General features: G+C 62.6%; 39 protein-coding genes and 1 pseudogene. 8 read left to right on the forward strand and 32 right to left on the reverse strand.

Going from position 1 to position 23,628, the window contains the following annotated elements:
* Entirely contained in the window at window positions 1–303 is a 303-nt protein-coding gene (locus ACSQ76_RS16920) for a hypothetical protein (protein ID WP_437157507.1), read from the reverse strand.
* 147 nt (window positions 304–450) lie between these two features.
* Between ACSQ76_RS16920 and ACSQ76_RS16925 the strand changes: the two genes are divergently transcribed.
* Together ACSQ76_RS16925 and ACSQ76_RS16930 are read left to right on the forward strand one after the other, a co-directional pair.
* Window positions 451–696, forward strand: a complete 246-nt coding sequence (locus ACSQ76_RS16925) for a hypothetical protein (protein ID WP_437157508.1) — start codon at window positions 451–453, stop codon at window positions 694–696.
* Complete coding sequence (locus tag ACSQ76_RS16930; protein ID WP_306127710.1) at window positions 689–1,144, forward strand: host attachment family protein; 456 nt, start codon at window positions 689–691, stop codon at window positions 1,142–1,144. The genes ACSQ76_RS16925 and ACSQ76_RS16930 overlap by 8 nt, the downstream gene beginning before the upstream one ends.
* An 80-nt stretch (window positions 1,145–1,224) precedes the next feature.
* On the opposite strand, the gene rplQ is transcribed toward ACSQ76_RS16930, so the two are convergent.
* The 8 genes and pseudogenes from rplQ to ACSQ76_RS16970 all read right to left on the reverse strand — a co-directional run bounded on the left by rplQ (window position 1,225) and on the right by ACSQ76_RS16970 (window position 7,209).
* Window positions 1,225–1,653, reverse strand: a complete 429-nt coding sequence (gene rplQ / locus ACSQ76_RS16935) for a 50S ribosomal protein L17 (RefSeq protein ID WP_152493526.1) — start codon at window positions 1,651–1,653, stop codon at window positions 1,225–1,227.
* A 290-nt stretch (window positions 1,654–1,943) separates the two neighbouring features.
* On the reverse strand, window positions 1,944–2,960 hold the full coding sequence (locus tag ACSQ76_RS16940) for a DNA-directed RNA polymerase subunit alpha (RefSeq protein WP_306127709.1): 1,017 nt from the start codon (window positions 2,958–2,960) through the stop codon (window positions 1,944–1,946).
* 118 nt (window positions 2,961–3,078) lie between these two features.
* A pseudogene (rpsK, locus tag ACSQ76_RS16945) lies at window positions 3,079–3,469 on the reverse strand (30S ribosomal protein S11).
* 15 nt (window positions 3,470–3,484) lie between these two features.
* Entirely contained in the window at window positions 3,485–3,853 is a 369-nt protein-coding gene (gene rpsM, locus ACSQ76_RS16950) for a 30S ribosomal protein S13 (protein WP_057795022.1), read from the reverse strand.
* 261 nt (window positions 3,854–4,114) lie between these two features.
* A complete protein-coding gene (locus tag ACSQ76_RS16955) occupies window positions 4,115–4,759 on the reverse strand; it encodes an adenylate kinase (protein ID WP_437157509.1) in 645 nt (214 codons plus the stop codon).
* Window positions 4,756–6,120: a preprotein translocase subunit SecY gene (gene secY, locus ACSQ76_RS16960; RefSeq protein WP_306127707.1), complete on the reverse strand. Its 1,365-nt coding sequence runs from the start codon at window positions 6,118–6,120 to the stop codon at window positions 4,756–4,758. The genes ACSQ76_RS16955 and secY overlap by 4 nt, the downstream gene beginning before the upstream one ends.
* 109 nt (window positions 6,121–6,229) lie before the next feature.
* Entirely contained in the window at window positions 6,230–6,703 is a 474-nt protein-coding gene (gene rplO, locus ACSQ76_RS16965) for a 50S ribosomal protein L15 (protein ID WP_306127706.1), read from the reverse strand.
* Window positions 6,704–6,849: 146 nt separating this feature from the next.
* Complete coding sequence (locus tag ACSQ76_RS16970; protein ID WP_437157510.1) at window positions 6,850–7,209, reverse strand: response regulator; 360 nt, start codon at window positions 7,207–7,209, stop codon at window positions 6,850–6,852.
* A gap of 340 nt (window positions 7,210–7,549) precedes the next feature.
* Here ACSQ76_RS16970 and ACSQ76_RS16975 point away from each other — a divergent pair, with 340 nt between their 5' ends.
* Together ACSQ76_RS16975 and ACSQ76_RS16980 are read left to right on the forward strand one after the other, a co-directional pair.
* Entirely contained in the window at window positions 7,550–7,792 is a 243-nt protein-coding gene (locus ACSQ76_RS16975) for a hypothetical protein (protein WP_306127704.1), read from the forward strand.
* Window positions 7,793–7,997: 205 nt separating this feature from the next.
* Window positions 7,998–8,690, forward strand: coding sequence for a hypothetical protein (locus ACSQ76_RS16980; protein WP_437157511.1), 693 nt, complete (start codon window positions 7,998–8,000; stop codon window positions 8,688–8,690).
* Between the two features lie 9 nt (window positions 8,691–8,699).
* On the opposite strand, the gene ACSQ76_RS16985 is transcribed toward ACSQ76_RS16980, so the two are convergent.
* The gene (locus ACSQ76_RS16985) at window positions 8,700–9,083 is read right to left on the reverse strand and encodes an ectoine synthase (RefSeq protein ID WP_306127702.1); all 384 of its coding nucleotides are present in this window, start codon (window positions 9,081–9,083) and stop codon (window positions 8,700–8,702) included.
* A 61-nt stretch (window positions 9,084–9,144) separates the two neighbouring features.
* Here ACSQ76_RS16985 and ACSQ76_RS16990 point away from each other — a divergent pair, with 61 nt between their 5' ends.
* A complete protein-coding gene (locus ACSQ76_RS16990) occupies window positions 9,145–9,843 on the forward strand; it encodes a vWA domain-containing protein (RefSeq protein ID WP_437157512.1) in 699 nt (232 codons plus the stop codon).
* Between the two features lie 305 nt (window positions 9,844–10,148).
* Here ACSQ76_RS16990 and rpmD read toward each other — a convergent pair whose 3' ends face one another.
* The 11 genes from rpmD to rpmC form a co-directional block, all read right to left on the reverse strand.
* Window positions 10,149–10,337, reverse strand: a complete 189-nt coding sequence (gene rpmD / locus ACSQ76_RS16995; RefSeq protein WP_057795009.1) for a 50S ribosomal protein L30 — start codon at window positions 10,335–10,337, stop codon at window positions 10,149–10,151.
* Window positions 10,338–10,340: 3 nt separating this feature from the next.
* Entirely contained in the window at window positions 10,341–10,916 is a 576-nt protein-coding gene (gene rpsE / locus ACSQ76_RS17000) for a 30S ribosomal protein S5 (protein WP_306127700.1), read from the reverse strand.
* A gap of 158 nt (window positions 10,917–11,074) precedes the next feature.
* The gene (rplR, locus tag ACSQ76_RS17005) at window positions 11,075–11,434 is read right to left on the reverse strand and encodes a 50S ribosomal protein L18 (RefSeq protein WP_057795005.1); all 360 of its coding nucleotides are present in this window, start codon (window positions 11,432–11,434) and stop codon (window positions 11,075–11,077) included.
* 12 nt (window positions 11,435–11,446) lie between these two features.
* Complete coding sequence (rplF, locus tag ACSQ76_RS17010) at window positions 11,447–11,980, reverse strand: 50S ribosomal protein L6 (protein ID WP_437157513.1); 534 nt, start codon at window positions 11,978–11,980, stop codon at window positions 11,447–11,449.
* A 13-nt stretch (window positions 11,981–11,993) separates the two neighbouring features.
* Complete coding sequence (gene rpsH, locus ACSQ76_RS17015; RefSeq protein WP_306127698.1) at window positions 11,994–12,386, reverse strand: 30S ribosomal protein S8; 393 nt, start codon at window positions 12,384–12,386, stop codon at window positions 11,994–11,996.
* A 13-nt stretch (window positions 12,387–12,399) separates the two neighbouring features.
* Entirely contained in the window at window positions 12,400–12,705 is a 306-nt protein-coding gene (rpsN, locus tag ACSQ76_RS17020) for a 30S ribosomal protein S14 (RefSeq protein ID WP_057794996.1), read from the reverse strand.
* Window positions 12,706–12,723: 18 nt separating this feature from the next.
* Window positions 12,724–13,287: a 50S ribosomal protein L5 gene (rplE, locus tag ACSQ76_RS17025; protein WP_306127697.1), complete on the reverse strand. Its 564-nt coding sequence runs from the start codon at window positions 13,285–13,287 to the stop codon at window positions 12,724–12,726.
* Window positions 13,280–13,591 carry a 50S ribosomal protein L24 gene (rplX, locus tag ACSQ76_RS17030; protein ID WP_306127696.1) on the reverse strand — a complete coding sequence of 104 codons (312 nt, stop codon included), beginning with the start codon at window positions 13,589–13,591 and terminating at the stop codon, window positions 13,280–13,282. Before rplX ends, rplE begins: the two co-directional genes overlap by 8 nt.
* Before the next feature lies 1 nt (window position 13,592).
* Entirely contained in the window at window positions 13,593–13,961 is a 369-nt protein-coding gene (gene rplN, locus ACSQ76_RS17035) for a 50S ribosomal protein L14 (protein ID WP_057794990.1), read from the reverse strand.
* A gap of 65 nt (window positions 13,962–14,026) precedes the next feature.
* On the reverse strand, window positions 14,027–14,257 hold the full coding sequence (gene rpsQ, locus ACSQ76_RS17040) for a 30S ribosomal protein S17 (protein ID WP_152493549.1): 231 nt from the start codon (window positions 14,255–14,257) through the stop codon (window positions 14,027–14,029).
* A 12-nt stretch (window positions 14,258–14,269) separates the two neighbouring features.
* Window positions 14,270–14,470, reverse strand: coding sequence for a 50S ribosomal protein L29 (gene rpmC / locus ACSQ76_RS17045; RefSeq protein ID WP_152493550.1), 201 nt, complete (start codon window positions 14,468–14,470; stop codon window positions 14,270–14,272).
* Between the two features lie 307 nt (window positions 14,471–14,777).
* On the opposite strand from rpmC, the gene ACSQ76_RS17050 reads away from it, so the two are divergent.
* Both ACSQ76_RS17050 and ACSQ76_RS17055 read left to right on the forward strand, forming a co-directional pair.
* On the forward strand, window positions 14,778–15,218 hold the full coding sequence (locus tag ACSQ76_RS17050) for a GFA family protein (protein WP_437157514.1): 441 nt from the start codon (window positions 14,778–14,780) through the stop codon (window positions 15,216–15,218).
* 141 nt (window positions 15,219–15,359) lie between these two features.
* Window positions 15,360–16,340 (forward strand): calcium-binding protein, encoded by a 981-nt coding sequence (locus ACSQ76_RS17055; RefSeq protein WP_437157515.1) that lies wholly within the window; start codon window positions 15,360–15,362, stop codon window positions 16,338–16,340.
* 4 nt (window positions 16,341–16,344) lie between these two features.
* On the opposite strand, the gene ACSQ76_RS17060 is transcribed toward ACSQ76_RS17055, so the two are convergent.
* A complete protein-coding gene (locus ACSQ76_RS17060; RefSeq protein WP_437157516.1) occupies window positions 16,345–16,965 on the reverse strand; it encodes a 2OG-Fe(II) oxygenase family protein in 621 nt (206 codons plus the stop codon).
* An 89-nt stretch (window positions 16,966–17,054) separates the two neighbouring features.
* Here ACSQ76_RS17060 and ACSQ76_RS17065 point away from each other — a divergent pair, with 89 nt between their 5' ends.
* Window positions 17,055–17,762, forward strand: coding sequence for a hypothetical protein (locus ACSQ76_RS17065; RefSeq protein WP_437157517.1), 708 nt, complete (start codon window positions 17,055–17,057; stop codon window positions 17,760–17,762).
* A gap of 189 nt (window positions 17,763–17,951) precedes the next feature.
* On the opposite strand, the gene rplP is transcribed toward ACSQ76_RS17065, so the two are convergent.
* From rplP to rpsJ, 10 genes are all read right to left on the reverse strand, one after another.
* Window positions 17,952–18,365: a 50S ribosomal protein L16 gene (rplP, locus tag ACSQ76_RS17070; RefSeq protein WP_103762141.1), complete on the reverse strand. Its 414-nt coding sequence runs from the start codon at window positions 18,363–18,365 to the stop codon at window positions 17,952–17,954.
* 13 nt (window positions 18,366–18,378) lie between these two features.
* The gene (gene rpsC, locus ACSQ76_RS17075; RefSeq protein ID WP_103762140.1) at window positions 18,379–19,089 is read right to left on the reverse strand and encodes a 30S ribosomal protein S3; all 711 of its coding nucleotides are present in this window, start codon (window positions 19,087–19,089) and stop codon (window positions 18,379–18,381) included.
* A complete protein-coding gene (rplV, locus tag ACSQ76_RS17080) occupies window positions 19,089–19,469 on the reverse strand; it encodes a 50S ribosomal protein L22 (RefSeq protein ID WP_152493556.1) in 381 nt (126 codons plus the stop codon). Before rplV ends, rpsC begins: the two co-directional genes overlap by 1 nt.
* Before the next feature lie 3 nt (window positions 19,470–19,472).
* On the reverse strand, window positions 19,473–19,751 hold the full coding sequence (gene rpsS, locus ACSQ76_RS17085) for a 30S ribosomal protein S19 (RefSeq protein WP_057794973.1): 279 nt from the start codon (window positions 19,749–19,751) through the stop codon (window positions 19,473–19,475).
* A gap of 3 nt (window positions 19,752–19,754) precedes the next feature.
* The gene (gene rplB, locus ACSQ76_RS17090; protein WP_152493557.1) at window positions 19,755–20,597 is read right to left on the reverse strand and encodes a 50S ribosomal protein L2; all 843 of its coding nucleotides are present in this window, start codon (window positions 20,595–20,597) and stop codon (window positions 19,755–19,757) included.
* 322 nt (window positions 20,598–20,919) lie between these two features.
* Window positions 20,920–21,126 carry a cold-shock protein gene (locus ACSQ76_RS17095; RefSeq protein WP_057794967.1) on the reverse strand — a complete coding sequence of 69 codons (207 nt, stop codon included), beginning with the start codon at window positions 21,124–21,126 and terminating at the stop codon, window positions 20,920–20,922.
* A gap of 283 nt (window positions 21,127–21,409) precedes the next feature.
* The gene (locus ACSQ76_RS17100; RefSeq protein ID WP_103762137.1) at window positions 21,410–21,706 is read right to left on the reverse strand and encodes a 50S ribosomal protein L23; all 297 of its coding nucleotides are present in this window, start codon (window positions 21,704–21,706) and stop codon (window positions 21,410–21,412) included.
* Complete coding sequence (gene rplD, locus ACSQ76_RS17105; RefSeq protein ID WP_103762136.1) at window positions 21,703–22,320, reverse strand: 50S ribosomal protein L4; 618 nt, start codon at window positions 22,318–22,320, stop codon at window positions 21,703–21,705. The genes ACSQ76_RS17100 and rplD overlap by 4 nt, the downstream gene beginning before the upstream one ends.
* Window positions 22,317–23,183: a 50S ribosomal protein L3 gene (rplC, locus tag ACSQ76_RS17110; RefSeq protein ID WP_437157518.1), complete on the reverse strand. Its 867-nt coding sequence runs from the start codon at window positions 23,181–23,183 to the stop codon at window positions 22,317–22,319. Before rplC ends, rplD begins: the two co-directional genes overlap by 4 nt.
* A 12-nt stretch (window positions 23,184–23,195) precedes the next feature.
* The gene (gene rpsJ, locus ACSQ76_RS17115; RefSeq protein ID WP_057795293.1) at window positions 23,196–23,504 is read right to left on the reverse strand and encodes a 30S ribosomal protein S10; all 309 of its coding nucleotides are present in this window, start codon (window positions 23,502–23,504) and stop codon (window positions 23,196–23,198) included.
* Between the last annotated feature and the right edge of the window lie 124 nt (window positions 23,505–23,628).

Below are 23,628 nucleotides of genomic sequence, written 5' to 3' on the forward strand. Positions count from 1 at the left end.
CTACAGCCTGAACCACCGCCCGCTCGCCGCCAGCATCGGCTCGACCATGCCGGCGCTTTTTACGGCCACGCCATTGATCCCGCGCAGGATGTCCCCCGGCCGCAACCCGGCCCGCAACCCCGCGCGCCCGGGCTCCAGCACCATGCCCGGGACGGGCACGAAGCCCATGCGGATCTCGTCCCGGCTCTGCGGCACGCGCATCTCCGCCCCCGCCGGCACCGCCAGCAGGACAGACAGGAAAAGGCCGGAAATCCATCTCGCCATCCCCCCGATATGCGCCCCCCACGCCCCCGATGCAAGCACGACAAGGCCCCTGGCACCCCGGCTTTTCCTCTGGCCGAAAATATCCCGGGGAGCGCGAGGGGCTGGCCCCTCGCACCCACCATCGCAATCCGCGCACCCGATGGAACCCCCGCCTCAGGCAACGTTTTCCAGACAGGAGGTACCACCATGGCAGACAGATACAGATCCAAGGACGGCAAGAGCGAAACCGAAGAGTTCGTCGACGACGTCCCCACCCCAGACCAGCAAGGCCGCGCCCAGGGCAACCTGGAACGCAAGGTCGGCACCCGCGATTCGCTCAAGCGCGCCAAGAGCGAGGATGCCGGCGCAACCCGCGTCACCAAGGAAGACGAAGAGGGCGAAGGCAATCTCGGCGGCCATCACGGCACCGGCAAGGAGAAACGCGATGACTGAACTCAAGCAAGGCACCTGGGTCGTCGTGACCGACAGCGAAAAGGCGCTCTTCCTGCGCAATCTCACGGACCACCAGGACCCCAATCTCGAGGTGATGGACACCGAGGAACAGGAAAACCCCTCGGATATCGAGCAATCGGCCAATCGTCCCGGCCGGATGCAAGACACCGGGGTACAGCAGCTCTCGGCGATGGATGATACCGATTGGCACGAACTGCAGAAGGAACGCTTCGCCGCCGACCTGTCGGACATCCTCTATGCCGCCGCTCACAAGGGCGAGTTTGACCGCCTGATCCTCGTCGCCGCGCCCAAGGTGCTGGGCCACCTGCGCGACGACATGCACAAGGAAGTCACGTCGAAAGTGGTCAGCGAGATTCCCAAGAACCTCGCCAATCACCCCGTCGACGAGATCGAGAAGCTGGTCAAGAAAGAGCTCGAAAGCGCCTGACCGCGCTCCGACCCCGAACGAAAGAACGCCGCCGGGCGAAACCGGCGGCGTTTTTTGTTTCCGGTCAAGGGAAACGGGGCTTACGCCTCGTCGTCCCCGTCCATGTCCTCGGCGGCGACGCGGGCCTTGTCGGCGGCACCCTTGGCGTCGCGGTCGCGCTCGACGAATTCGATGATCGCCATCGGTGCCATGTCACCGTAACGGAAGCCGGCCTTCAGAACGCGCACATACCCGCCCTGACGCTCCTTGTAACGCGGGCCCAGCACGTCGAACAGCTTGGCGACATGCATGTCCTGCTTCAGTTGGGCGGCGGCCTGGCGGCGGGCGTGAACGTCCCCGCGCTTGCCCAGCGTGACCAGTTTTTCAACAACCCGCTTCAGCTCCTTGGCCTTCGGCAGGGTGGTCTTGATCTGTTCGTGTTCAATCAGCGAGCCGGCCATGTTCGCCCACAGCGCCTTGCGGTGCTCGTGGGTACGGTTCAGGCGGCGATAGCCTCGTGCGTGACGCATGTTTCTTACTCCGTTTTTTGCCCTCTACGGGCGGTTTTGCTTTGTCCGGCCGGCGATGCGTGTCACCGGCTCTCCTTGGGGCAAGCGTCGCTTGAAAAGCGGCGCGTCACCCGAAATTTGTCCGCCCTTGGGCGGGCAATGAAAGGGCCTGTCCCGGGCTTGACCCGGGATCTCGACCCGATTTCCCACCGACCCGCCCCGGACTTGATCCCGGAGCTTGCCCCGAACTTGATCCGGGGCCACTTGGCCGGGAGATCCCGGATCACGTCCGGGATTCGAGAATCAATTCTTCAGAATTGATCCTCGAACTTCTTCGCCAGGTCCTCGATGTTGTCCGGCGGCCAGTCCTCGACATCCATGCCCAGGTGCAGGCCCATGCCCGACAGCACTTCCTTGATCTCGTTCAAGGACTTGCGGCCAAAGTTCGGCGTGCGCAGCATCTCGGCTTCGGTTTTCTGGATCAGATCGCCGATATAGACGATGTTGTCGTTCTTCAGGCAGTTGGCCGACCGTACCGAGAGTTCCAGCTCGTCCACTTTCTTCAGCAGAAGCGGGTTGAACTCCAGCCCGTCGTCGTCGTCCTGACGTTGCGCCGATTCCGGCTCCTCGAAGTTCACGAAGATCGACAGCTGATCCTGCAGGATGCGCGCGGCAAAGGCCACCGCGTCCTCGGGCGTGATCGAGCCGTCGGTCGTCAGCTTCATCGTCAGCTTGTCATAGTCCAGAACCTGCCCCTCACGAGTGGGCTGCACGTCATAGCTGACCTTCACCACCGGCGAATAGATCGCGTCGATGGCAATCAGGCCGATGGGCGCGTCTTCCGGCTTGTTCTTGTCGGCGGCGACATAGCCCTTGCCCTGGTTCACGGTCAGTTCCATGAACAGGTCCGCACCTTCGTCAAGGTGGCAGATCACGTGTTCCTTGTTCAGGATCTCGATGCCCGCGCTGTCGGCGATGTCGCCGGCGGTCACAACGCCCGGCCCCTTGGCCGAGATCGACAGGCGCTTGGGCCCTTCGACTTCCATTCGGATCGCGACACCCTTGAGGTTCAGCACCACGTCAGTCACATCTTCGCGGACGCCTGCGATGCTGGAAAACTCGTGCAGCACGTTGTCGATCTGCACGCTGGTGATCGCCGCACCCTGAAGGCTCGACAGCAGCACGCGGCGCAGCGCGTTGCCCATCGTCAGGCCAAAGCCGCGCTCCAGCGGTTCGGCCACGACGGTCGCCTGGCGCAGCGGGTCGTTGCCCGGCTTCACCTCAAGCTGCGTCGGCTTGATCAATTCTGCCCAGTTCTTATGGATCATGCGGTCCCTCCATCCTTGTCCCCGGCCCCATGTCCACAGGCCTCCGAGACGCTCGAGGTTTCAAAAATAACGGAATGGGGCCGTGAAAAACCACGCGGCCCCACCCAAAAAATCGGTCTCAGACCCGGCGACGCTTCGGCGGGCGGCAACCATTGTGGGCAATCGGCGTCACGTCGCGGATGGACGTGATGTTGAAGCCGACGGCAGCCAGGGCGCGCAGCGCGCTCTCCGCGGCCCGAACCGGGCCCCTGCACTTCGACTTCCAGCGTCTTCATGCCATGTTCCTGCGCCTTGCGGCCGGCATCTTCGGCGGCCATCTGGGCGGCATAGGGCGTCGACTTGCGCGACCCCTTGAAGCCCATCGTGCCGGCCGAGGACCACGCGATCGCGTTGCCCTGCACGTCCGAGATCAGGATCTTGGTGTTGTTGAACGAGCTGTTCACATGCGCCACGCCCGTGGCGATGTTCTTCGAGACCTTTTTCTTGGTCCGGCGGGTATCTCGTGCCATTGGTTCTGCCCTCCCTTACTTCTTCTTGCCGGCGATGGGTTTCGCCGGGCCTTTGCGGGTGCGCGCATTGGTATGCGTGCGCTGGCCGCGGACGGGAAGGTTGCGGCGATGGCGCAGGCCGCGATAGCAGCCAAGGTCCATCAGACGCTTGATGTTCATCTGCACTTCGCGGCGCAGGTCACCTTCGACCATGTAGTTGGCGTCGATATGCTCGCGCATGGCGACCACTTCGGTGTCGCTCAGCTCGTTGACCCGGCGGGTCAGGTCGATATTGACGGCCTCGCAGATGGCCTTGGCCGAGGATTGGCCGATTCCGGTGATGTAGGTCAGGGCGATCGGGACCCGCTTGTGGGTCGGGATGTTAACGCCGGCGATACGTGCCACGTGTCATGTCCTTTCGTTGCGGGTCCGTAGCTCCAGACCCTTTTTTCACAACGTAGGCCCGAGGCGATTGCTTCGGGCCGCAGCTGAATTCAGGTGATCGATTCGGGCGCGGGCGCGACCCGCGCGGGAATCATGTTCTCTGTCGAGATGGTGCCGTCTAGAAGGAAACGCCCGAGGCGTCAACCCTCTGTCAAGAGAATTGTGCCTATCGGCGAAACCCCAAGGAAAAAAGGCCGTTCCGCAGGGCCGCACCGGGCGTCGTCAGCCGTCCAGCGCGCTTGCGATGCGGGCCTTGACCTCATCGATCTCGCCCAGCCCGTCGATCGTCTCCAGATCGCCCTTGGCATAGTAGTAGCCCAGCAGCGGCGAGGTCTTCTTGTAGTATTCCATCAGGCGCTGCTTGAGGCTTTCCTCGTTGTCATCCGCCCGGCGCTTCACCTCGGTCGAGCCGCAATTGGCACATTTGCCATCCTCCGGCCACGGCTTGGTGATGTCGTTGTAGACCGCGCCGCAATTTCCGCAGGTCGACCGGGCCGTGATACGCTGCACCAGCGCCTCGTCATCCACCCGCATCTCGACCACCGCATCCAGCGTCTGGCCGGTCTCGGCCAGCAGTTCCGCCAGCGCATCGGCCTGCGCCAGCGTCCGGGGGAAGCCGTCAAAGATGAAACCGCCACCGTTCTCGCCGTCGATCTTCTCGCGGATCAGGCCGATCACGATCTCGTCCGTCACAAGCTCGCCCCGGGCCATCACGTCGGCAACGACCTTACCCATCTCGGTGCCGCTGTCCTTGGCCTCACGCAGCATGTCGCCTGTGCTGAGCTGGGTCATGCCCCGCTCCTCGACCAGGATATGTGCCTGCGTGCCCTTACCGGCCCCCGGCGGTCCGAGAAGTATGATATTCATCGACGTCCTGTCCCTTTCCTGCGCGACCGTTTACGGCCCTTGCCGCTCAACTGCGACTTCTCGATCAGGCCCTCGTACTGGTGCGCCAGAAGATGCGACTGGACCTGCTGGATCGTGTCCATGGTCACCGATACCACGATCAGGACCGAAGTGCCGCCAAAATAGAAAGGTATCGCAAACTGTCCACGCAGGATTTCCGGAAGGAGACAAACTGCCGCAAGGTAAGCCGAGCCCAGCACCAGGATCCGCGTCACCACGTATTCCAGGTACTCCGCCGTCTTCTTGCCGGGGCGGATGCCGGGCACGAACCCGTTCTGGTTCTTCAGGTTGTCGGCGACGTCATCGGGCTTGAACGCCACGTTGTAGGTATAGAAATAGGCGAAGAACACGATCATCGCCGTGAAGAACACCAGGTAAAGCGGCTGCCCGGGCCCGAAATAGGCCAGCAGCGTCGACATGAACGGTCCGGTATCGTTGCCCGAGAACGTGCTGACAGTGGCCGGCAACAGAAGCAGCGACGAGGCGAAGATCGCCGGGATCACGCCCGCCGGGTTCACCTTCACGGGCAGGTGGCTCGACCCGCCGTCATAGACCTTCATCCCCACCTGGCGGCGCGGATACTGGATGTGGATCTTGCGCAAGGACCGCTCCATGAACACCACGAAGGCGATCGTCGCCACGACCATCACGATCACCCCGATGATCACCGCCGGGCTGATCGCGCCCGACCGGCCGCTGGCAAAGAACTGCGCCAGCGCGGCGGGCACTTCGGCGATGATGCCCACGAAGATGATCAGCGAGATGCCGTTGCCCACGCCCCGCGCGGTGATCTGCTCACCCAGCCACATCAGGAACATCGTGCCCCCGACCAGCGTGATCATGCAGCTCGCGATGAAAAAGAACCCGGGGTCCGACGCCAGCCCGCCACTCTGCAGCGATGCGGCTAGGCCATAGGATTGCAGCGTCGCTAGGAACACCGTGCCATAGCGCGTGTACTGGTTGATCTTCTTGCGCCCCTGCTCGCCCTCTTTCTTCAGCTGCTCCAGCGCCGGCACCATCGCCGTCATCAGCTGCACGATGATCGAGGCCGAGATATAGGGCATGATCCCCAGCGCAAAGACGCCCATCCGTCCCAATGCCCCGCCGGTGAACATCGACAGCATCCCACCGATCGACGACGCCGCGCCTTCCATGAAGTTGCGCAGCTCTGCCCCGTCGATGCCGGGCACCGGGATATACGTCCCGATCCGGTAGACGATAAGCAGGCCGATGGTGAAGAAGATGCGCTTGCGAAGCTCGGTGGCCTTGCCCAGGGCGGACCAGCTCGTGTTCGCCGCCATTTGTTCTGCTGCAGATACCATGCGGATCTCTTTTTTATGCAAACGCCGCCCAGGCCGTTTTCCGGCCAGGCGGCGTTTATAAGGAAAACTAGGGGTGTATGTAAGGGGCGAGACGCCCGCTCACAACCTCTTATTCAGCCGCCTTTGCGCTCGCAACGTTGAGCGTACCGCCGGCTTTCTCGACAGCCTCGACCGCCGATTTCGACGCGCCGGTCACGTCCAGCGTGAGCTTGGACGAAACCTCGCCCTTGGCCAGCACGCGGATGCCGTCCAGCTTGCGGCGCACCAGGCCGCTTTCCACCAGCGTGTCCTCGGTGATGGTCTGGCCGGCGTCGATCTTCTTGGCGTCGATGAATTTCTGGATCAGGCCAAGGTTCACGACGGCGAATTTCTTGCGGTTCGGCTTGTTGAAGCCACGCTTGGGCAGCCGTTGATAGAGCGGCATCTGGCCGCCTTCATAGCCGTTGATCGCCACGCCCGAACGGGATTTCTGACCCTTGATACCGCGGCCGGCGGTCTTGCCCATGCCCGAACCGGGGCCACGGCCCACGCGTTTCTTGCGTTTGGTTGCGCCTTCGTTGTCGCGCAGCTCATGCAGTTTCATATCGCTTCTCCTAAGCCGGATGTGACCCCCGAAGCGATGGGGCCAACCACGGCATGTCTTGGTTCATGTGAATCGGGTCATGTCTGACCACCGGGGGCGTATAGACCCGTTGCGCCGGCCGATCAAGGGGCGATGTCTCCGCCGCGTCAGGCCCCGCGACGCGCCGCCGCGACAAGGTTGGAAAGTTCCGCCGACAATCGCCAGTTCTGGAACGGCTTCTCGATCACGGGGGCCCGGTAGCCCAGGTCGCGCACCACGTCCTTGCTGTGCGCCGTCACCAGCGCATAGGGCAGATCAAGCGCCTCCAGCGATGCCGCCAGCGGCTGACAACTCTGACCGCCCAGGTCGATGTCCAGAAGGACACAGTCGAACTGTCCGCGACGGTTCTTGACGAAGCGCATTGCCGCGTCCAGCGTCTGCACGGTGCCCGCCACGCTGAACCCGCACTCCGTAAGGGTGCAGGCGATATCTTCGCAGATGAACTGGTCGTCCTCGACCACCAACACACGCGGCGATACACCATGCCCGGGTGCGATAGGTGTCGCTCCGACGGTTGCGCTCCTCTTCTTTTTCACAGCTTCAGATTGTGTGCGGGTCCGTTCGTCACGCCCTCCCAAGGACGCGTCATGCCCATAAACCGGGCTCTGAATTTTGATGTGCGGATTCGTTCTCATGCTGATCATTATAAAGGGGCTGAATAAAATATCTAATGATTTCATTGCCTTAATATGACAACATTCCGTAACAGACAAAAAATGATCACCTTACTCATCTTGAGTAATGCATTCAGTTTGACTACGTTAATCAGGTGTCTAAGTATGATACAGATGACGGAGGATCGCAGGAATGGCCGAATCCGGCTCTAAACGGTTGGAAAGGCTGCAGGTCATGATCTCGGAGGACGAGCTCGGGGCGCTGGACGATTGGCGGTTCAAGGCCCATATGCCCAGCCGCGCTGCCGCCGTGCGCGAACTTCTGAAGCGCGGTCTTGCCGCCGAAGGCTATTTCAGCGTTGCCGGCGGCGGCTCCAATTCGCGCGACTTTGGCGTCATTGCCTCGCACCCCGACAAACCCGCCTCCGAAGGTTAGGGTCGGTAGGACCCCACGTCGTCTCCCCCAAACCTGAACGGCGGTTGAAACCCCACCACATCCCATCGCTCCCAATGTCTCGGCCTGCCTTGGGCTCGCTCGTTCCCGACATGCCGTACCCGGCCCGTCGGAACGGTCCCTTAACGCCGGCTTGCGCGAAAGTGACACCGTTCGAATACCGCCGCGACACCGGCGCGATACCGACATGCCGTTTCCAGCAGTCCCGATCACGTTAACGTTCTCCCCGCACCTGTCCTTTGCCCAACCCGTCCAGCGGCGCTATATCCGACACATGCGCCTCGTTCTCGCCCTTCTGACGCTTCTGCCCCTCACCCTTGCCGCCGCCGTCGCCGCCGACGAGCGGCCCGATCCAGGCCTGATGTGGAACCGCACCGGCCTCCCCCTCACCTTCCCGCTACAGGTCAAGACCGCCCCGGGCGCCGACTATATCGTCACCCTGCACCACGCCGAGACGGACGAGGCCGCGCTTGCCGCCTATATCACCGGCGGCGTGTTCTTTCGCGTGCTGGTGCCCCCCGGCACTTATCGGCTGCGCTTCGATTACGGCAGCATCTGGGACAGAGAGGAAGCGCGCTTCGCCGATCAGAGAACGCTCACCCTCAAGGCCCCCCTCACCTTCGAAACACGCGGCATCGGGCGCAAGGCCGGACATCTTGTGGATCTCACCGGATTGAACCTCGAGCAGGACAGCGCCGCAGCCCCCCGGACCCGCGAGCAGGTCTTCTGCCAGGTCTCCCGCACCGAGATCCGCCCCAACTGCCCCCTGGGCGACGAAACCTGCGAGCCGCGTGACCGATCAAGCGGTTACACCTCGCCCTACGGCATCGCACCGCGTTACGACATCAGCCGAGAAAACTATACCCGCCTCTGCGACTAAGCCGCCCGGTCATTCCGGCACACCATAGCTTCCGTCTTCGTCATGCACTTCCCGCCCGGTCAACGCAGGCGTGAAAATGCAGATGAACCGAAGATTGGTCTCCGCCCGCACGATATGCGGATCGTTCTGGTCCAGCACGTACATCACGCCGGGCTCCAGCGGCCAGACCTCGCCAGTGGTCTCGTTCTCCACCTCGCCCTTGCCCTCGATACAGTAGTTGACCTCGACATGGTTCTTGTATTCCAACAGCTGCACGGTGCCGGCCTTCACGATCGTGTCGTGAAACGAATAGCCCAGATCATCGCGCGCCAGCAAAAGCCGCCTGCTTTCAAAGGCCTCGCCCTTGGCGTGATCTTCGGTGCCGATCACGTCATCCAACATCTTAACGAACATCTTGAATCTCCTTCAAAGGGCCGGGCTTGATTTCGCACCTGCCGCGGTATCTCATCTGAATATGAAACGCACCCTGCTGACAACGCTTACCGCACTGGCCGCTGCGCTGCCCGTGGTGCCGCGGGCCGTGGCGCAGGAGTGCAGCCGCGACGCGATGCTGGTCTTCGATGGCTCGGCCTCCATGGCCGAGGTCGGCTTCGACCAGACTGCCCCCACCCGCATCGAGGACGCCCGCACCGCCCTGCGCCGCGCCCTGCCGGAGATCGCGCCCGTGCGCCGCGTGGGCCTCTTGACCTACGGTCCCGGCCCCGAAAGCTCCTGCGACGGCATCAACCTCATGTTTCCGCCCCTCGCGGACGCCGCCCAACCCATCATCGACGCCATCGACCTGATGGACCCGATCGGCCTCACACCCCTGACAGAGGCCGTGGCCGAGGCCGCCCGCGTGCTGAACCACACCACCACACCGGGCATCGTCGTGCTGGTGACCGACGGCAACGAGACCTGCGGCGGCAGGCCCTGCGCGCTCGGAGCCGAGCTTGCAGCCACCTCCGCCAACCTTACCGTGCATGTCATAGGCTTCCGCGTCGTGGCCGACCCTTTCGCCTGGGACAGCCCCGAGGCCGGGATCTACAGTGACGGTTCTTCCATCGCCCGCTGTATCTCGGACCAGACAGGCGGCATGTACGTGGCGACGGACACGGTGGACGAGTTGACCGAGGCACTGCGCAAGACCTTGGGGTGTGCGCTGATCGGCTAGCACGGACCGAACCGTTAACAGTTCCGCAAACCCGCTGGTGTTTCAATCTCTCGGAAAAGCGTAATCGGGTCCAACACCCACCGACCGCGCTTTCGGAAACTTCAAAGTTTCCGCCTCGTTTTCTTTTCAAGAAAACGATTCCGCGCCCAAAGGCGCAAAATACCGACACCCGTTAACCTTTGCTTAACAAAGCCTAATATCCAGTTGACGAAAAACACCCTGGCCATCTCTGACCGGGGCGTCAATCTCGTAGGGTGGGGTTTCACCCCACCGGTCTCGTAGGGTGGGTGAAACCCACGGGGGCCTCACCCCTTCTCTTCAACGATCTCCACAAGGTGCGGGATCTTGTTGATCATGCCACGGACCGAAGGCGTGTCTTCCAACTCGCGGGTGCGGTGCATCTTGTTCAGGCCCAGCCCGATCAGCGTCTTGCGCTGGATCTCGGGGCGGCGGATGGGGCTTCCCACCTGCTTGACGACGATGGTCTTTGCCATGGTTTACGCCTCCTCGGCAACTTGGGTCGACTCGGCCGGGGCCTCGTCACGCTTGGGCAGGATGTCGGCGACCTTCTTGCCGCGACGCTGCGCGACCATGCGCGGGCTGCTTTCCTTCTGCAGGCCGTTCAGGGTGGCGCGGATCATGTTGTAGGGGTTCTGCGAGCCCGTGGACTTCGCTACAACGTCCTGCACGCCCAGCATCTCGAACACGGCGCGCATCGGACCACCGGCGATGATACCGGTACCGGTCGGCGCGGTGCGCATGACGACCTTGCCGGCGCCCCAGCGGCCTTCCATGTCGTGGTGCAGCGTGCGGCCTTCGCGCAGCGGCACGCGGATCATCTGACGCTTGGCCTGCTCGGTGGCCTTGCGGATGGCCTCGGGGACCTCCTTGGCCTTGCCCTTGCCGAACCCGACGCGGCCCTTCTGGTCGCCCACGACGACGAGCGCGGCAAAGCCAAAGCGCTTACCACCCTTCACGGTTTTCGAAACACGGTTGATCGCAACAAGGCGATCGGCGAATTCCGGGGTTTCGTCGCGGTCGCGACCACCACGGCGATTGTCATCTCTTGCCATACTCGGCGTCCTTTCTGCGGGCGTATGCCCCTTGATTTTCTCAATCCAAGTCCGCCCAGCGGGCGTCCGGATCATCGAGGCGGGTCACCCGCCTGCAACGTCAGGGTGGGTCGAAGCCCCACCCTACGCCAACCGCGTAGGGTGGGATTTCATCCCACCTAGATCTTCAGGCCACCCTCACGGGCGGCATCGGCCAGCGCCTTGATCCGGCCGTGGTAGAGGAACCCACCACGGTCGAACTGCGCTTCGGTCACGCCTGCCTTCTTGGCACGCTCCGCGATGGTCGCGCCGATCTTGGCGGCCGCTTCCAACGTGTTCTTGCCGACAAAGCCCAGGTCCTTTTCCAGGGTCGAGGCCGAAGCCAGGGTCGTGCCGTTCACATCGTCGATCAGCTGCACGCTCATGTTCTTGGACGAACGGTGCACCGAAAGACGGGGGCGGCCGGCGTTGACCTTGCGAAGTTTGCTCCGGACGCGCATGCGGCGTTTCTGGAACAGTTGTCTCTTGCTGTTTGCCATTTTCTCGCGTCCTTACTTCTTCTTGCCTTCCTTCTGGAAGATATACTCGTCCTTGTAGCGGATGCCCTTGCCCTTGTAGGGCTCGGGGCGGCGCCAATCGCGGATGTTTGCCGCGACCTGTCCGACGAGCTGCTTGTCGTGCCCTTCCACGATCAGTTCCGTGGGCTTCGGCGCCGTGACCGTCACACCATCCGGAACCGGGAAGTCCACGTCATGCGACAGGCCCAGGTTCAGCTTCAGGACATTGCCCTGCATCTGTGCCCGGTAGCCCACGCCGCGGATCTCCAGCTCTTTCTTGAAGGGGTCCTTGGCGCCGTGCACCATGTTGGCGATGACCGTGCGGGTCATGCCCCATTGCTGGCGCGCGCGCTTGGACTTGCCGCGCGGGGTCACGGTGACGGTGCCGTCCTCGACAGCCATCGTCACGTCATCCGTGGCGGTGAAGGTCTTGGTGGCCTTCGGGCCCTTGATTTCGATTGTCTGGCCGCTCAGCGTCGCGGTGACGCCGTCGGGCAGGGCAACCGGTTGTTTACCGATACGAGACATTACACGGGCCTCCTTAGAATACGGTGCAAAGCACTTCGCCGCCAACGTTCTGGCTGCGCGCGTTCGCGTCCGACATCACACCCTTGGAGGTGGAGACAATCGACACGCCCAGGCCCTGACGGACCGACGGGATGTCATTGACGCCCATGTAAACCCGGCGACCGGGCTTGGAGACCCGCTTCATCTCGCGGATCACGGGGGCGCCTTCGAAATACTTCAGGCTCACTTCGAGGGCCGGGTGGCCCCGGTCGTCCGTGGCGTTCTCGTAGCCACGGATATAACCTTCCTCGGCCAGCACATCCAGAACGCGCACGCGCATCTTGGAGGCCGGAACCATGACGGTGGACTTGCCACGCATACCTGCGTTCCGCAGGCGGGTGAGCATATCGCCGATAGGATCGTTCATCTCATATCCCTCCTTACCAGCTCGACTTGACCATACCGGGCAACTGACCCGACGAGCCCAGGTCGCGCAGGGCGATCCGGCTGATCTTCAGCTTGCGGTAATAGGCGTGCGGCCGGCCGGTCAGCTGGCAGCGGTTATGCAGGCGGGTGGCCGAGCTGTTGCGCGGCAGTTGCGCCAGTTTCAGGGAGGCCCGGAAGCGGTCTTCCATCGGCTTTTCCTGGTCGTTGATGATCGCTTTCAAAGCGGCCCGCTTGGCGGCGTATTGCTTCACCAGACGCTGACGCTTCTTCTCGCGTTCGATCATTGCTTTCTTAGCCATGTTTCAAATTCCTCGCGATTAGCTGGTGAAAGGCATGTTGAAGTGCTTCAACAGCGCCTTGGCTTCAGCGTCGGTCGGCGCCGTGGTTGCGATGATGACGTCGATCCCCCAGACTTCGTCGACCTTGTCGAAGTTGATTTCGGGGAAAACGATGTGCTCCTTGATGCCCATGGCATAGTTGCCGCGGCCATCGAACGACTTGCCCGACACACCGCGGAAGTCGCGGATCCGCGGCATGGCCACGGTGATCAGACGGTCGAGGAATTCGTACATGCGGTTGCCGCGCAGGGTCACCTTGGCGCCCAGCGGCATGCCTTCACGCACACGGAACCCGGCGATCGAGTTCTTGGCCGACGTGATCACGGCGTGCTGGCCGGCGATGGTGGAAAGGTCTTCCTGGGCCGACTTGGCCTTCTTGGAATCCTTCACCGCCTCGGCGCCGCAGCCGATGTTCAGGACGATCTTGTCCAGACGCGGGATCTGCATGTCGTTGGTATAGCCGAACTCTTCCTTCAGCGCCGGGCGAATGGTGTCGCGGAAAGCGGCGCGAAGACGCGGGGTGTAATTTTCGGTATCAAGCATCGATCACGTCCCCCGTGGTCTTGGCGTAACGCACCTTCTTGTCGCCCTCGGTCTTGAAGCCGACGCGGGTGGGTTTGCCGTTTGCATCAACGAATGCCAGGTTCGACAGGTCGATCGGCAGCGCCTTGGGCAGACGGCCGCCCTGGCTCTGCTGGCTCTGGCGGGTGTGGCGGACGGCCATGTTCACACCATCGACCACGGCCTTGCCGGCCTTGGGGTCCACGGATGTGATCGTGCCTTCCTTGCCCTTGTCCTTGCCGGACAGGACGACGACCTTGTCGCCTTTTTTCAGCTTGGCTGCCATGTCACAGCACCTCCGGGGCGAGCGAAATGATCTTCATGAAGTTCTTCGCGCGAAGTTCACGAACCACCGGTCCGAAGATACGCGTGCCCACCGGCTCTCCTGCGTTGTTCAGGATCACGGCGGCGTTGCGGTCAAAGCGGATGGCGGTGCCGTCGTCGCGACGGATCTCTTTGGCGGTGCGCACGACGACGGCCTTGCGGACGTCACCTTTCTTCACGCGGCCGCGCGGGATGGCTTCCTTCACCGAGACGACGATGATGTCGCCCACGGACGCGTATTTGCGCTTGGAACCACCCAGGACCTTGATGCACTGCACCCGGCGCGCGCCGGAGTTGTCAGCAACATCCAGATTGGTCTGCATCTGGATCATTAGGTTTCTCCCGACCTAAGGGGTAACGACCCCATGGTTTCGATCAAACCGAAAGGTTCTGTGGCCTAGGCCTCAAGAACCTCCCAGCGTTTCGTTTTCGATTTCGGCGCGCATTCGATGATGCGAACTTGGTCGCCGACCTTGAAAGCGTTCTTCTCATCGTGAGCCCGGTATTTCTTGGACTTACGAATGGTCTTTTGCAGCACCGGGTGCTTGAAGCGACGCTCGACCGAAACGGTGACGGTCTGGGCGTTTGCGTCGGAGGTCACGACGCCTTGCAGGATACGCTTGGGCATTCGAGGCTCTCCTTATTCAGCAGCCGAGGCGGCTTTTTCGTTCAGCACGGTCTTGATCCGCGCCACATCGCGACGGACCGAACGGATCCGCGCAGGGTTTTCCAGCGACCCGGTCGCTGCCTGAAAGCGCAGGTTGAACTGCTCTTTCTTCAGGTTGGACAACTCCTCGCGAAGCTGGTCCGGCGTCTTGTCACGCAATTCGGTGGCGTTCATGGCCATCTTCCCTTCTCAAAACACCGGCCGGCCCCTGCTCGATGGCTCAGGGTCACACGGTTTCCCCGGTGGATGAATGTCAAAAACGAATCCCCGCGAAACGCGGGGACCCGTGGATTGGGGCCGTATAAGCGAGGTGTGGGTTCAGGGCAAGGGAAAGTTTGGAGAAACCCGTCAAGCCACGCGAGGAAGGCGTGCCAAGGCCTGTCGCACCACCAAGGTCTATCTTGCCAGACCCCGCCCTGCCCGCGTGAGATAGCCACCGGGTGCGCCCAATCAGCGCCCGACGACAGAGGAGGAGAAAACCATGTCCAGCCCGTATTCCGGCGGCTGCGATCACGTCAAGGTGACCGCCGACGCCGAACCCATCGACAATCATGAGTGCCATTGCAACGTCTGCAAGAACGTCACCGGCCAGCACACCACGCATGTGGCCTTCTTCAACTGGGACGACCTCAGGGCCGAGGGCGGCGAGATGAACCGCCAGCCCTTCAACGCCGACAACCCCGAAGGCCCGCTCGAGCTCTGCACCTGCGCCGATTGCGGCGCGGCCCTGATGCTGGACGACAAGCAGAAACGTATCCGCGTGGCCGTGCCGAACGTCATGGGCTACAACGACGCCGCCTTCCCCGACGCGACGTACCATGCGTTCTGGGACGAAAGCAAAGGCTACGCCAAGCCCGATGACGGCCGCCCGGTGTACGAGGGCCTGCGCCCCGACTTCAGCTGGCCGCAGCCTGCCGCCTGACGCCCTGGCCCCGTCGGAAAAACCGGCGGGGCACAGCTTGGGCCGTGATGAAACAATTAATTTCCCGCAATTTTTTTGCCCTCAGGGGTAATCCTGCTATTCAACAAGCATGTAGTTGAGTTGCCGGGGGGGCGCGTTTCAATGTTGACCATAGCACTTCTTTCACTCCTGGGTATTGGCGCGACCGCCTTTCTGATCGATGAATTCGTCGACGACGACAGTGACTCCGGCACAGCGCCCGAAGAGGACACGCCCGACATCGCCGACCCGGAAGAAGAAGACCCGGACACGCCGGATACAGGCGACCAGCCCGACGATATCCTGACCGAAGCCGGCTTCACCGTCGAGAAAGAACCGCGCGGTGACCTGCGGCCCTTCATAAACCTGATCGGCACCGAAGGCGACGACACGATCGAAGATGTGCATGTCGATGCGGCCGCGGAAACCGGAACGGGTGTGCTGCAGGTTCTGGCCGGTGACGGCAACGATGTCGCCCAGTTGGATCAGGACGGCCTGCTGATCCAGGGCGAGAACGGCAACGACACGATCAACCACGAGGGCGAATACGGCTACATTCTGGGCGGCGCCGGTGACGACATCTTGACCGGCGTGAACAGCTATAACCTCATCGGTGGCGCAGGCGATGACGAAATCACGGTTCATCGCAGCCCGGTGGACAATACCAGTATCGTTGAGGGCGGAGATGGCAACGATACGATCACCCATATCAGCGATATAGAGTATTACAGCGAAGGCGGCGGCGCGTTCCTGAGAGGCGGCGACGGCGCGGATTCCTTCACGCTCGACTTCAACGGGCCGACCGGCGAGTTCCTGGGCTTTGGCGGCGCTCCCTACGAGGATACGGACGAAGTCGTTCGCATGGACGACTTTGATCCCGCCGAGGACGAGCTGGTCCTGGACCTGACGGGTATCGACGCCGGCACGCTTATCCGTGGCGTCGAGACCGAAGACGCGCCCGACAGCAGCGAAACGCAACTAAAGATCCTGCTAAACAAGGACGGAGAGGATTTCGAGCGCAGCATCGCCCTCGGGCCCGCCGCCGTTGGCACCGACGTATTGTCATACGTGACGGTGCTGCTGCCCCCCGAACCGGTGGTCTGACCGCTCACGCCCAGGCGTAGTTGAAACTGACGCTGATCCGTTCGTCCTCGGACATGTTCATCGGCACCTCGTGCCGCAGCCAGCTTTCCCACAGCAGCACGTCGCCCACCGCCGGCTTGGCATAGATGAAGGTCCGCAACTCTTCCCGCGCGTCCTTCTTCCGCCCGGGCGCCGCCATCATCCGCGCCGAGCGCGGGTCCTCCAGCTTCAGCGCGCTGGCGCCATCCGGCATCGCCACGTAGGTCGTGCCGGAAATCACCGAATGCGGGTGCAGGTGCGACGAATGCGTGCCACCCTCGGGCAGGATGTTGATCCAGATATCCTCCAGCTTCAGCTCCCGCCCATCCAGGTCGAACTCCAGGTCCTCCGCAAAAGCCGCGACATGCGCATCCAGCGATTTCACCAGGTCCGCGAAGATCGGAAACCGCCACGGCAGATCGGTCAGCGAGGCATAGGACGTATAGCCCGGATAGCCATTGTCTTCGCACCATTCCTGCCCCGCCTCGTCATCCTCGGCGATGGCATAGCAGGAGGCTTCCATCTCCCGCGCGTCGATCTTGGGCCCATGCTCTGACAAGGCGGCACGGTAAAGGCGGGTCACGAAGAGGGATTTGATATCAGCCATGCCCCGCGTCTTACCGCGCGTCTTGGCAAAGGCAAGGGTTTCTTCAGATCTTTGGCCCATAACGCCCGCAGCACCAGAAGGGGGCAAGCATGATCCGAACCGTCATGGCGTCAGGCCTGTGCATTGGTTTTGGCCTTAGCGGTCCCGCCACAGCGGACCCGGCCACCGGCAGCCTCTTCGCCGCGCGCCAGCCGCTTTTCTCGATGCAGTCGGAAAACCAAGATAGCGCATCCTCTGCCAGCCTCTTCGTGGGCGCGACCGAAGGCAGCCTCTTCGCCGCCCTGCCCGGCCGCCTCGACGCGCCCCTGCGCCACGGCGGCACCAAGGCCGCCCGCCTGCGCGACCTCATCGCCCGGGCCGAGGCCGGTCGCGCGAGCTATGACGCAGTCCAGCACGGCGCCCGCGTCAAGCCACCCCGCCGCCCCACCGACATGACCCTTCAGGACATCTACGACTGGATCGAGGCCACCCCCGGCCAGCCCCACGCCATCGGACGCTACCAGTTCATCCCGGCCACGCTGCGCCATTCCGCCGCGCGCCTCGACCTGCCCGCCAGCACCCGGTTCAGCCCCACGGTCCAGGACCGGCTTGCCGACCTGCTGATGGGCGACGCAGGGCTGATGAAGGTCAAGGCAGGCGAGATGAGCGTGGACACCTTCATGCTCAACCTCGCCAGGATCTGGGCCGGCCTGCCGATCCCTTCGGGCCGCAGCTATTACCACGGGGTCGCCGGCAACAAGGCGACGATGACATACGAGGCTTATGCGGATCAGGTGCGCGGCATACTGGGCGGTTGATATGACATCGCGCCGCCCGTCCCGGGCTTGACCCGGGACCTCCCGTAGGGTGGGTGACAACCCACCATGCCCGCTCCACGAAAACCCCCGCCGATTTCTCGACGGGGGTTCTTTTTTCTTAACCGGGGTGGGGCCGCAATTGACTACGTCAATCGCTTTCCCGCACGCGTCATTCGCGAGCGAATGACGTTACCAATCCTCACGTACGACGACGCGGGTCTTGACCGGCAGTTTCATCGCCGCGAGGCGCAGGGCCTCCATGGCAACCGCCTCGCCGACACCGTCGATCTCGAACATCACGCGGCCGGGCTTGACCTTGCAGGCCCAGAAATCGACCGAGCCCTTGCCTTTACCCATCCGAACTTCGACGGGCTTGGAGGTCACGGGCGTGTCCGGGAAGATCCGGATCCAGACGCGGCCCTGACGCTTCATGTGACGCGTCATGGCCCGACGGGCTGCCTCGATCTGACGGGCGGTCACGCGCTCGGGCGTGGTCGCTTTCAGGCCGTAAGTGCCAAAGTTCAGATCAGAGCCGCCCTTGGCCTCGCCCTTGATCCGGCCCTTGAACATCTTGCGGAATTTAGTGCGCTTTGGTTGAAGCATTTCTCATCCCTCCTCAGCGGCGGCCGCCACCAGCACCACGAGGTGCCGGGCCGTCCTGAAGTTCCTGCGCCTTGCGATCCCGGGCTGCCGGATCATGTTCCATGATCTCGCCCTTGAAGATCCAGACCTTGATGCCGATGATCCCGTAGGGCGTGCTGGCCTCGATATTGGCGTAATCGATGTCGGCACGCAGCGTGTGCAGCGGAACCCGGCCCTCGCGGTACCATTCGGTCCGTGCGATCTCCGCACCGCCCAGGCGGCCCGCGACGTTGACCCGGATGCCCAGGGCCCCCATGCGCATGGCGTTCTGCACGGCACGCTTCATCGCGCGGCGGAACGACACACGGCGCTCCAGCTGCTGGGCGATGCTTTCACCCACCAGGGCCGCGTCCAGTTCCGGCTTGCGGACCTCGACGATGTTCAGGTGCAGTTCGCTGTCGGTCATCGCCGCCAGCTTCTTGCGCAGGGTCTCGATATCGGCGCCTTTCTTGCCGATGATCACGCCGGGGCGCGCGGTATGCACCGTGACGCGGCACTTCTTGTGCGGGCGCTCGATGATCACGCGGCTGATGCCGGCCTGCTTGCACTCTTTCTTGATGAAATCACGGATCGCGATGTCTTCCAGCAGAAGATCACCGTAATCCTTTGTGTCGGCGTACCAGCGGCTGTCCCAGGTGCGGTTCACCTGCAGGCGCATGCCGATCGGATTGACTTTGTTACCCATTAGGCTTGCTCCTCGACTTCACGCACCTTGATGGTGATTTCTGAGAACGGCTTCATGATCCGGCCGAACCGGCCACGGGCGCGCGGACGGCCGCGTTTCATCACGAGGTTCTTGCCCACATAGGCCTCGGCCACGATCAGATCGTCGACATCGAGGTTGTGGTTGTTCTCGGCGTTGGCCACGGCGGACTGAAGGCATTTCTTCACGTCCTGTGCGATCCGCTTCTTCGAGAAGGTCAGATCGTTCAGCGCCTTGTCCACCTTCTTGCCACGGATCAGCGCGGCCACCAGGTTGAGTTTCTGCGGGCTGGTGCGAAGCATGCGCAGTTTTGCCATCGCTTCGTTGTCAGCCACGCGGCGGGGGTTCTTTTCCTTGCCCATGACTTACTTCCGCTTCGCTTTTTTGTCGGCGGCGTGCCCGTAATAGGTACGGGTCGGCGCGTATTCACCGAATTTCTGACCGATCATATCTTCCGACACGTTGACGGGGATATGCTTGTGACCATTGTACACGCCAAACGTCAGGCCCACGAACTGGGGCAGGATCGTCGAACGGCGCGACCAGATCTTGATGACTTCGTTGCGCCCCGACTCGCGCGATGCTTCGGCTTTTTTCAGCACGTAGGCATCGACGAAGGGGCCTTTCCATACAGAGCGGCTCATGTGTTAACGGCCCTTCTTCCTGGCGTGACGCGAGCGGATGATCAGCTTCTGCGACGCCTTGTTCTTGTTACGGGTGCGCGCACCCTTCGTCGGCTTGCCCCAGGGCGTCACCGGGTGACGACCACCCGAGGTCCGGCCCTCACCACCACCATGGGGGTGGTCGATCGGGTTCATGACCACGCCGCGCACGGACGGGCGAATGCCCTTGTGGCGCATGCGGCCGGCCTTGCCGTAGTTCTGGTTGCTGTTGTCGGGGTTGCTGACGGCACCGACGGTCGCCATGCACTCCTGACGCACCATGCGCAGCTCGCCCGAGCTCAGGCGGATCTGGGCATAGCCACCATCGCGGCCCACGAACTGGGCATAGGTACCGGCGGCACGTGCGATCTGGCCGCCCTTGCCGGGCTTCAGCTCGATGTTGTGGACGATGGTACCGATCGGCATGCCCTGGAACGGCATCGCGTTGCCGGGTTTGATGTCGGCCTTGGGCGAGGCGATGACGCTGTCGCCCACGGCCAGGCGCTGCGGCGCCAGGATGTAGGCCTGCTCGCCATCTTCGTATTTGATCAGCGCGATAAAGGCCGTCCGGTTCGGGTCGTATTCGATCCGCTCGACGGTTGCGGCCACGTCGACCTTGTTGCGTTTGAAATCAACGATCCGGTAAAGGCGTTTGGCGCCACCCCCGCGACGACGCGAGGTAATCCGCCCGGTGTTGTTCCGGCCGCCCGATTTCGTCAGACCCTCGGTGAGGGCTTTGACGGGACGTCCTTTCCACAGCTCCGAACGGTCGATCAGCACCAGCCCGCGCTGGCCCGGCGTCGTCGGCTTGTACGACTTGAGTGCCATGCTTTCTGTCTTCCGTTTAGCAGTGGCGAATGCATGCATTCGCCTATGTAGGGTGGGTTTCAAACCCACCATGGTTATAGGCCCCCTTAGGTGCCCGGTTCAGGTGCGGTCTGGGCCTCGTTTCCACGAGATCCCGGATCAGATCCGGGACGGCGCCCGCGCCGCAACGGCAAAGCCCCGGACGAATCCGGGGCCTTGCGGATGGGGTCGTTTACGAAAGACCACCCTTGGGGTCAAGCCTTTCTCCCAAAGAAAAACCCCGGCCACGCCTGCGCCCGGGGTCGAACTCTCTCAAAGGCCGGCGGTATTGCCGCCTGGCGCCTTATGCCAGCGCGATGTTGACGGCGCTTTCGCGTCCGTCACGGCCGGATTCCAGGTCATAGGTGACCTTCTGATCGTCGGCCAGGCCGGTCAGGCCCGAACGCTCGACGGCCGAGATGTGAACGAAGACGTCCTTGCCGCCCGATTCCGGTGCGATAAAGCCGTAGCCTTTGGTGGTGTTGAACCATTTCACGGTGCCGTTGGCCATTTCCGTGTCTCCTTTAGATGTTGCTGCCCGCAGTATGCGGCAGCTTGGCGGCGTCATGACAAGATCGAAAGCCAGTCGCCGTAAAGGAGAAAGGGTCGATAGGTAGTAACGTGCACCGCCCATATGGGCGCTAACATGAGTCGCGTCAATGAAAATCACGGGCAGCAATCGCCGGGCCATTGATTTCGAGCGACAAAATGCCGGCGCGCGCCAAAAGAAAACCCCCGCCGATCTCTCGACGGGGGTCTCAATCTCGTAGGGTGGGGTTTCACCCCACCACGCCTCACAGCCCGGTCGTCACGTCGATCGTGTTGCCCTCTTCAAGCGTCACGTAGGCTTTCTTGACGTCCTTGCGGCGGCCCATGATGCCACGGAACCGCTTCTGCTTGCCCTTGGTGATGGACGTGTTGACCGCCTTCACCTTCACACCAAAGAGCGCCTCGACGGCCTCCTTGATCTGGGGTTTCGCGGCGTCCATGGCCACCTCGAAGACAACGGCGTTCGCTTCCGACGCCATCGTGGCCTTCTCGGTGATCACCGGCTTGCGGATCACATCGTAATGTTCTGCTTTCGCGCTCATTTCAACCGAGCCTCCAGTGCTTCGACACCCGCCTTGGTCAGCACGAGCGTATCGCGCTTGAGGATGTCGTATACGTTCGCGCCCATGCTGGGCAGCACGTCCAGACCGTCGATGTTGGCCGCGGCGCGGGCAAAGCCCTCGTTCACCTCGGCGCCGTCGATGATCAGCGCGCGCTTCCAGCCCAGGTCCTTGACCTGCTTGGCCAGTTCCTTGGTCTTCGCGGCACCTTCGGCGGCCTCGATCACCACCAGCTCACCCGCCTTCGCCTTGGCCGACAGCGCGTGCTTCAGGCCCAGCTGGCGCACCTTCTTGGGCAGGTCATGCGCGTGGCTGCGCGGAACCGGACCCTTGTAGATACCACCCTTGCGGAAGATCGGCGCGTTGCGGTCACCGTGGCGTGCGCCGCCGGTGCCCTTCTGGCGATAGATCTTCTTGGTCGAGTAGCTGGTCTCGGACCGGGTCTTGACCTTGTGGGTGCCCTGCTGCGCCTTGTTGCGCTGCCAGCGGACGACGCGGTGCAGGATGTCGGCACGCGGATCGAGATCGAAGATCTCGCCCGAGAGCTCGACCGAACCGGCCTTGCCGCCGTCGAGTTTGATCACGTCGAGTTTCATTCCTCACCGTCCTTCTTCTCTTCGCCGGCATCATCGGACTTGTCGGCCTCGATATCGGCTTCGGCCTCTTTCAGCGCGGCGGCTTCCTGGGCGGCCTGCTCTTCGGCCAGACGCTGTGCTTCGGCCTCGGCCTCGGCGGCGGCGGCGGCTGCGGCTTCTTCCGCGGCTTTCTCTGCTTCGGCGGCGGCCGATTTCAGAGCGGCGGGCAGAATGGCGTTCTCGGGGAACGGCTTCTTGACCGCATCCTTGACCGTCACCCAGCCACCCTTCGAGCCGGGAACCGCGCCCTTGACCATGATCAGGCCACGGTCGGCGTCGGTTTTCACCACTTGCAGATTCTGCGTCGTCACGCGGGCGGCGCCCATGTGACCAGCCATCTTCTTGCCCTTGAACACCTTGCCGGGGTCCTGACACTGGCCGGTGGAGCCGTGCGAGCGGTGGCTGATCGACACACCGTGGCTGGCCCGCAGACCGCCAAAGTTGTGCCGCTTCATCGCACCGGCAAAGCCCTTACCGATCGAGGTGCCCGAGACGTCCACGAACTGACCTTCGAAATAGTGGTTCGCGGTGATTTCCTCGCCCACGTCGATCATGTTCTCGGGCGCCACGCGGAATTCCGCGACCTTGCGCTTGGGTTCAACCTTGGCGACGGCGAAATGGCCACGCATGGCTTTCGACGTCCGTTTCGCCTTGGCGGTCCCGGCACCCAGTTGAACAGCGGCATAGCCGTGCTCTTCGGGCGTGCGTTGGGCGACGACCTGCAATTTGTCCAGTTGGAGAACGGTCACCGGAACCTGCCGGCCGTCTTCCATGAAAAGCCGGGTCATGCCGACTTTCTTTGCGATTACACCAGAGCGCAACATGTCCTGCCCTCCTTAAACCGAGATCTGCACGTCCACGCCGGCGGCCAGGTCGAGCTTCATCAGCGCGTCGACGGTCTGGGGCGTGGGATCAACGATGTCCAAGAGACGCTTGTGCGTCCGGATCTCGAACTGATCGCGCGATTTCTTGTTCACGTGGGGGCCACGCAGAACGGTGAACTTCTCGATCTTGTTCGGCAGCGGGATGGGCCCGCGCACGTCTGCGCCGGTCCGCTTGGCGGTGTTGACGATCTCCTGCGTGCTGGCGTCCAGCACGCGATAGTCGAACGCCTTCAGGCGGATACGGATGTTTTGGCTTTGAATGGCCATTTTTCTTATCCCTAACAGGGTTTCAGCGGAGAGGAAGAGAAGCGGAATTGCCGCCCTTCGTCGCGCCCAAAGTGGGTCCGGGTGCCGATACAGGATCAGCACCCGGGAATTCCGAGAT

This window comes from Roseovarius sp. B08 (assembly GCF_051417955.1).
Classification (GTDB): domain Bacteria; phylum Pseudomonadota; class Alphaproteobacteria; order Rhodobacterales; family Rhodobacteraceae; genus Roseovarius.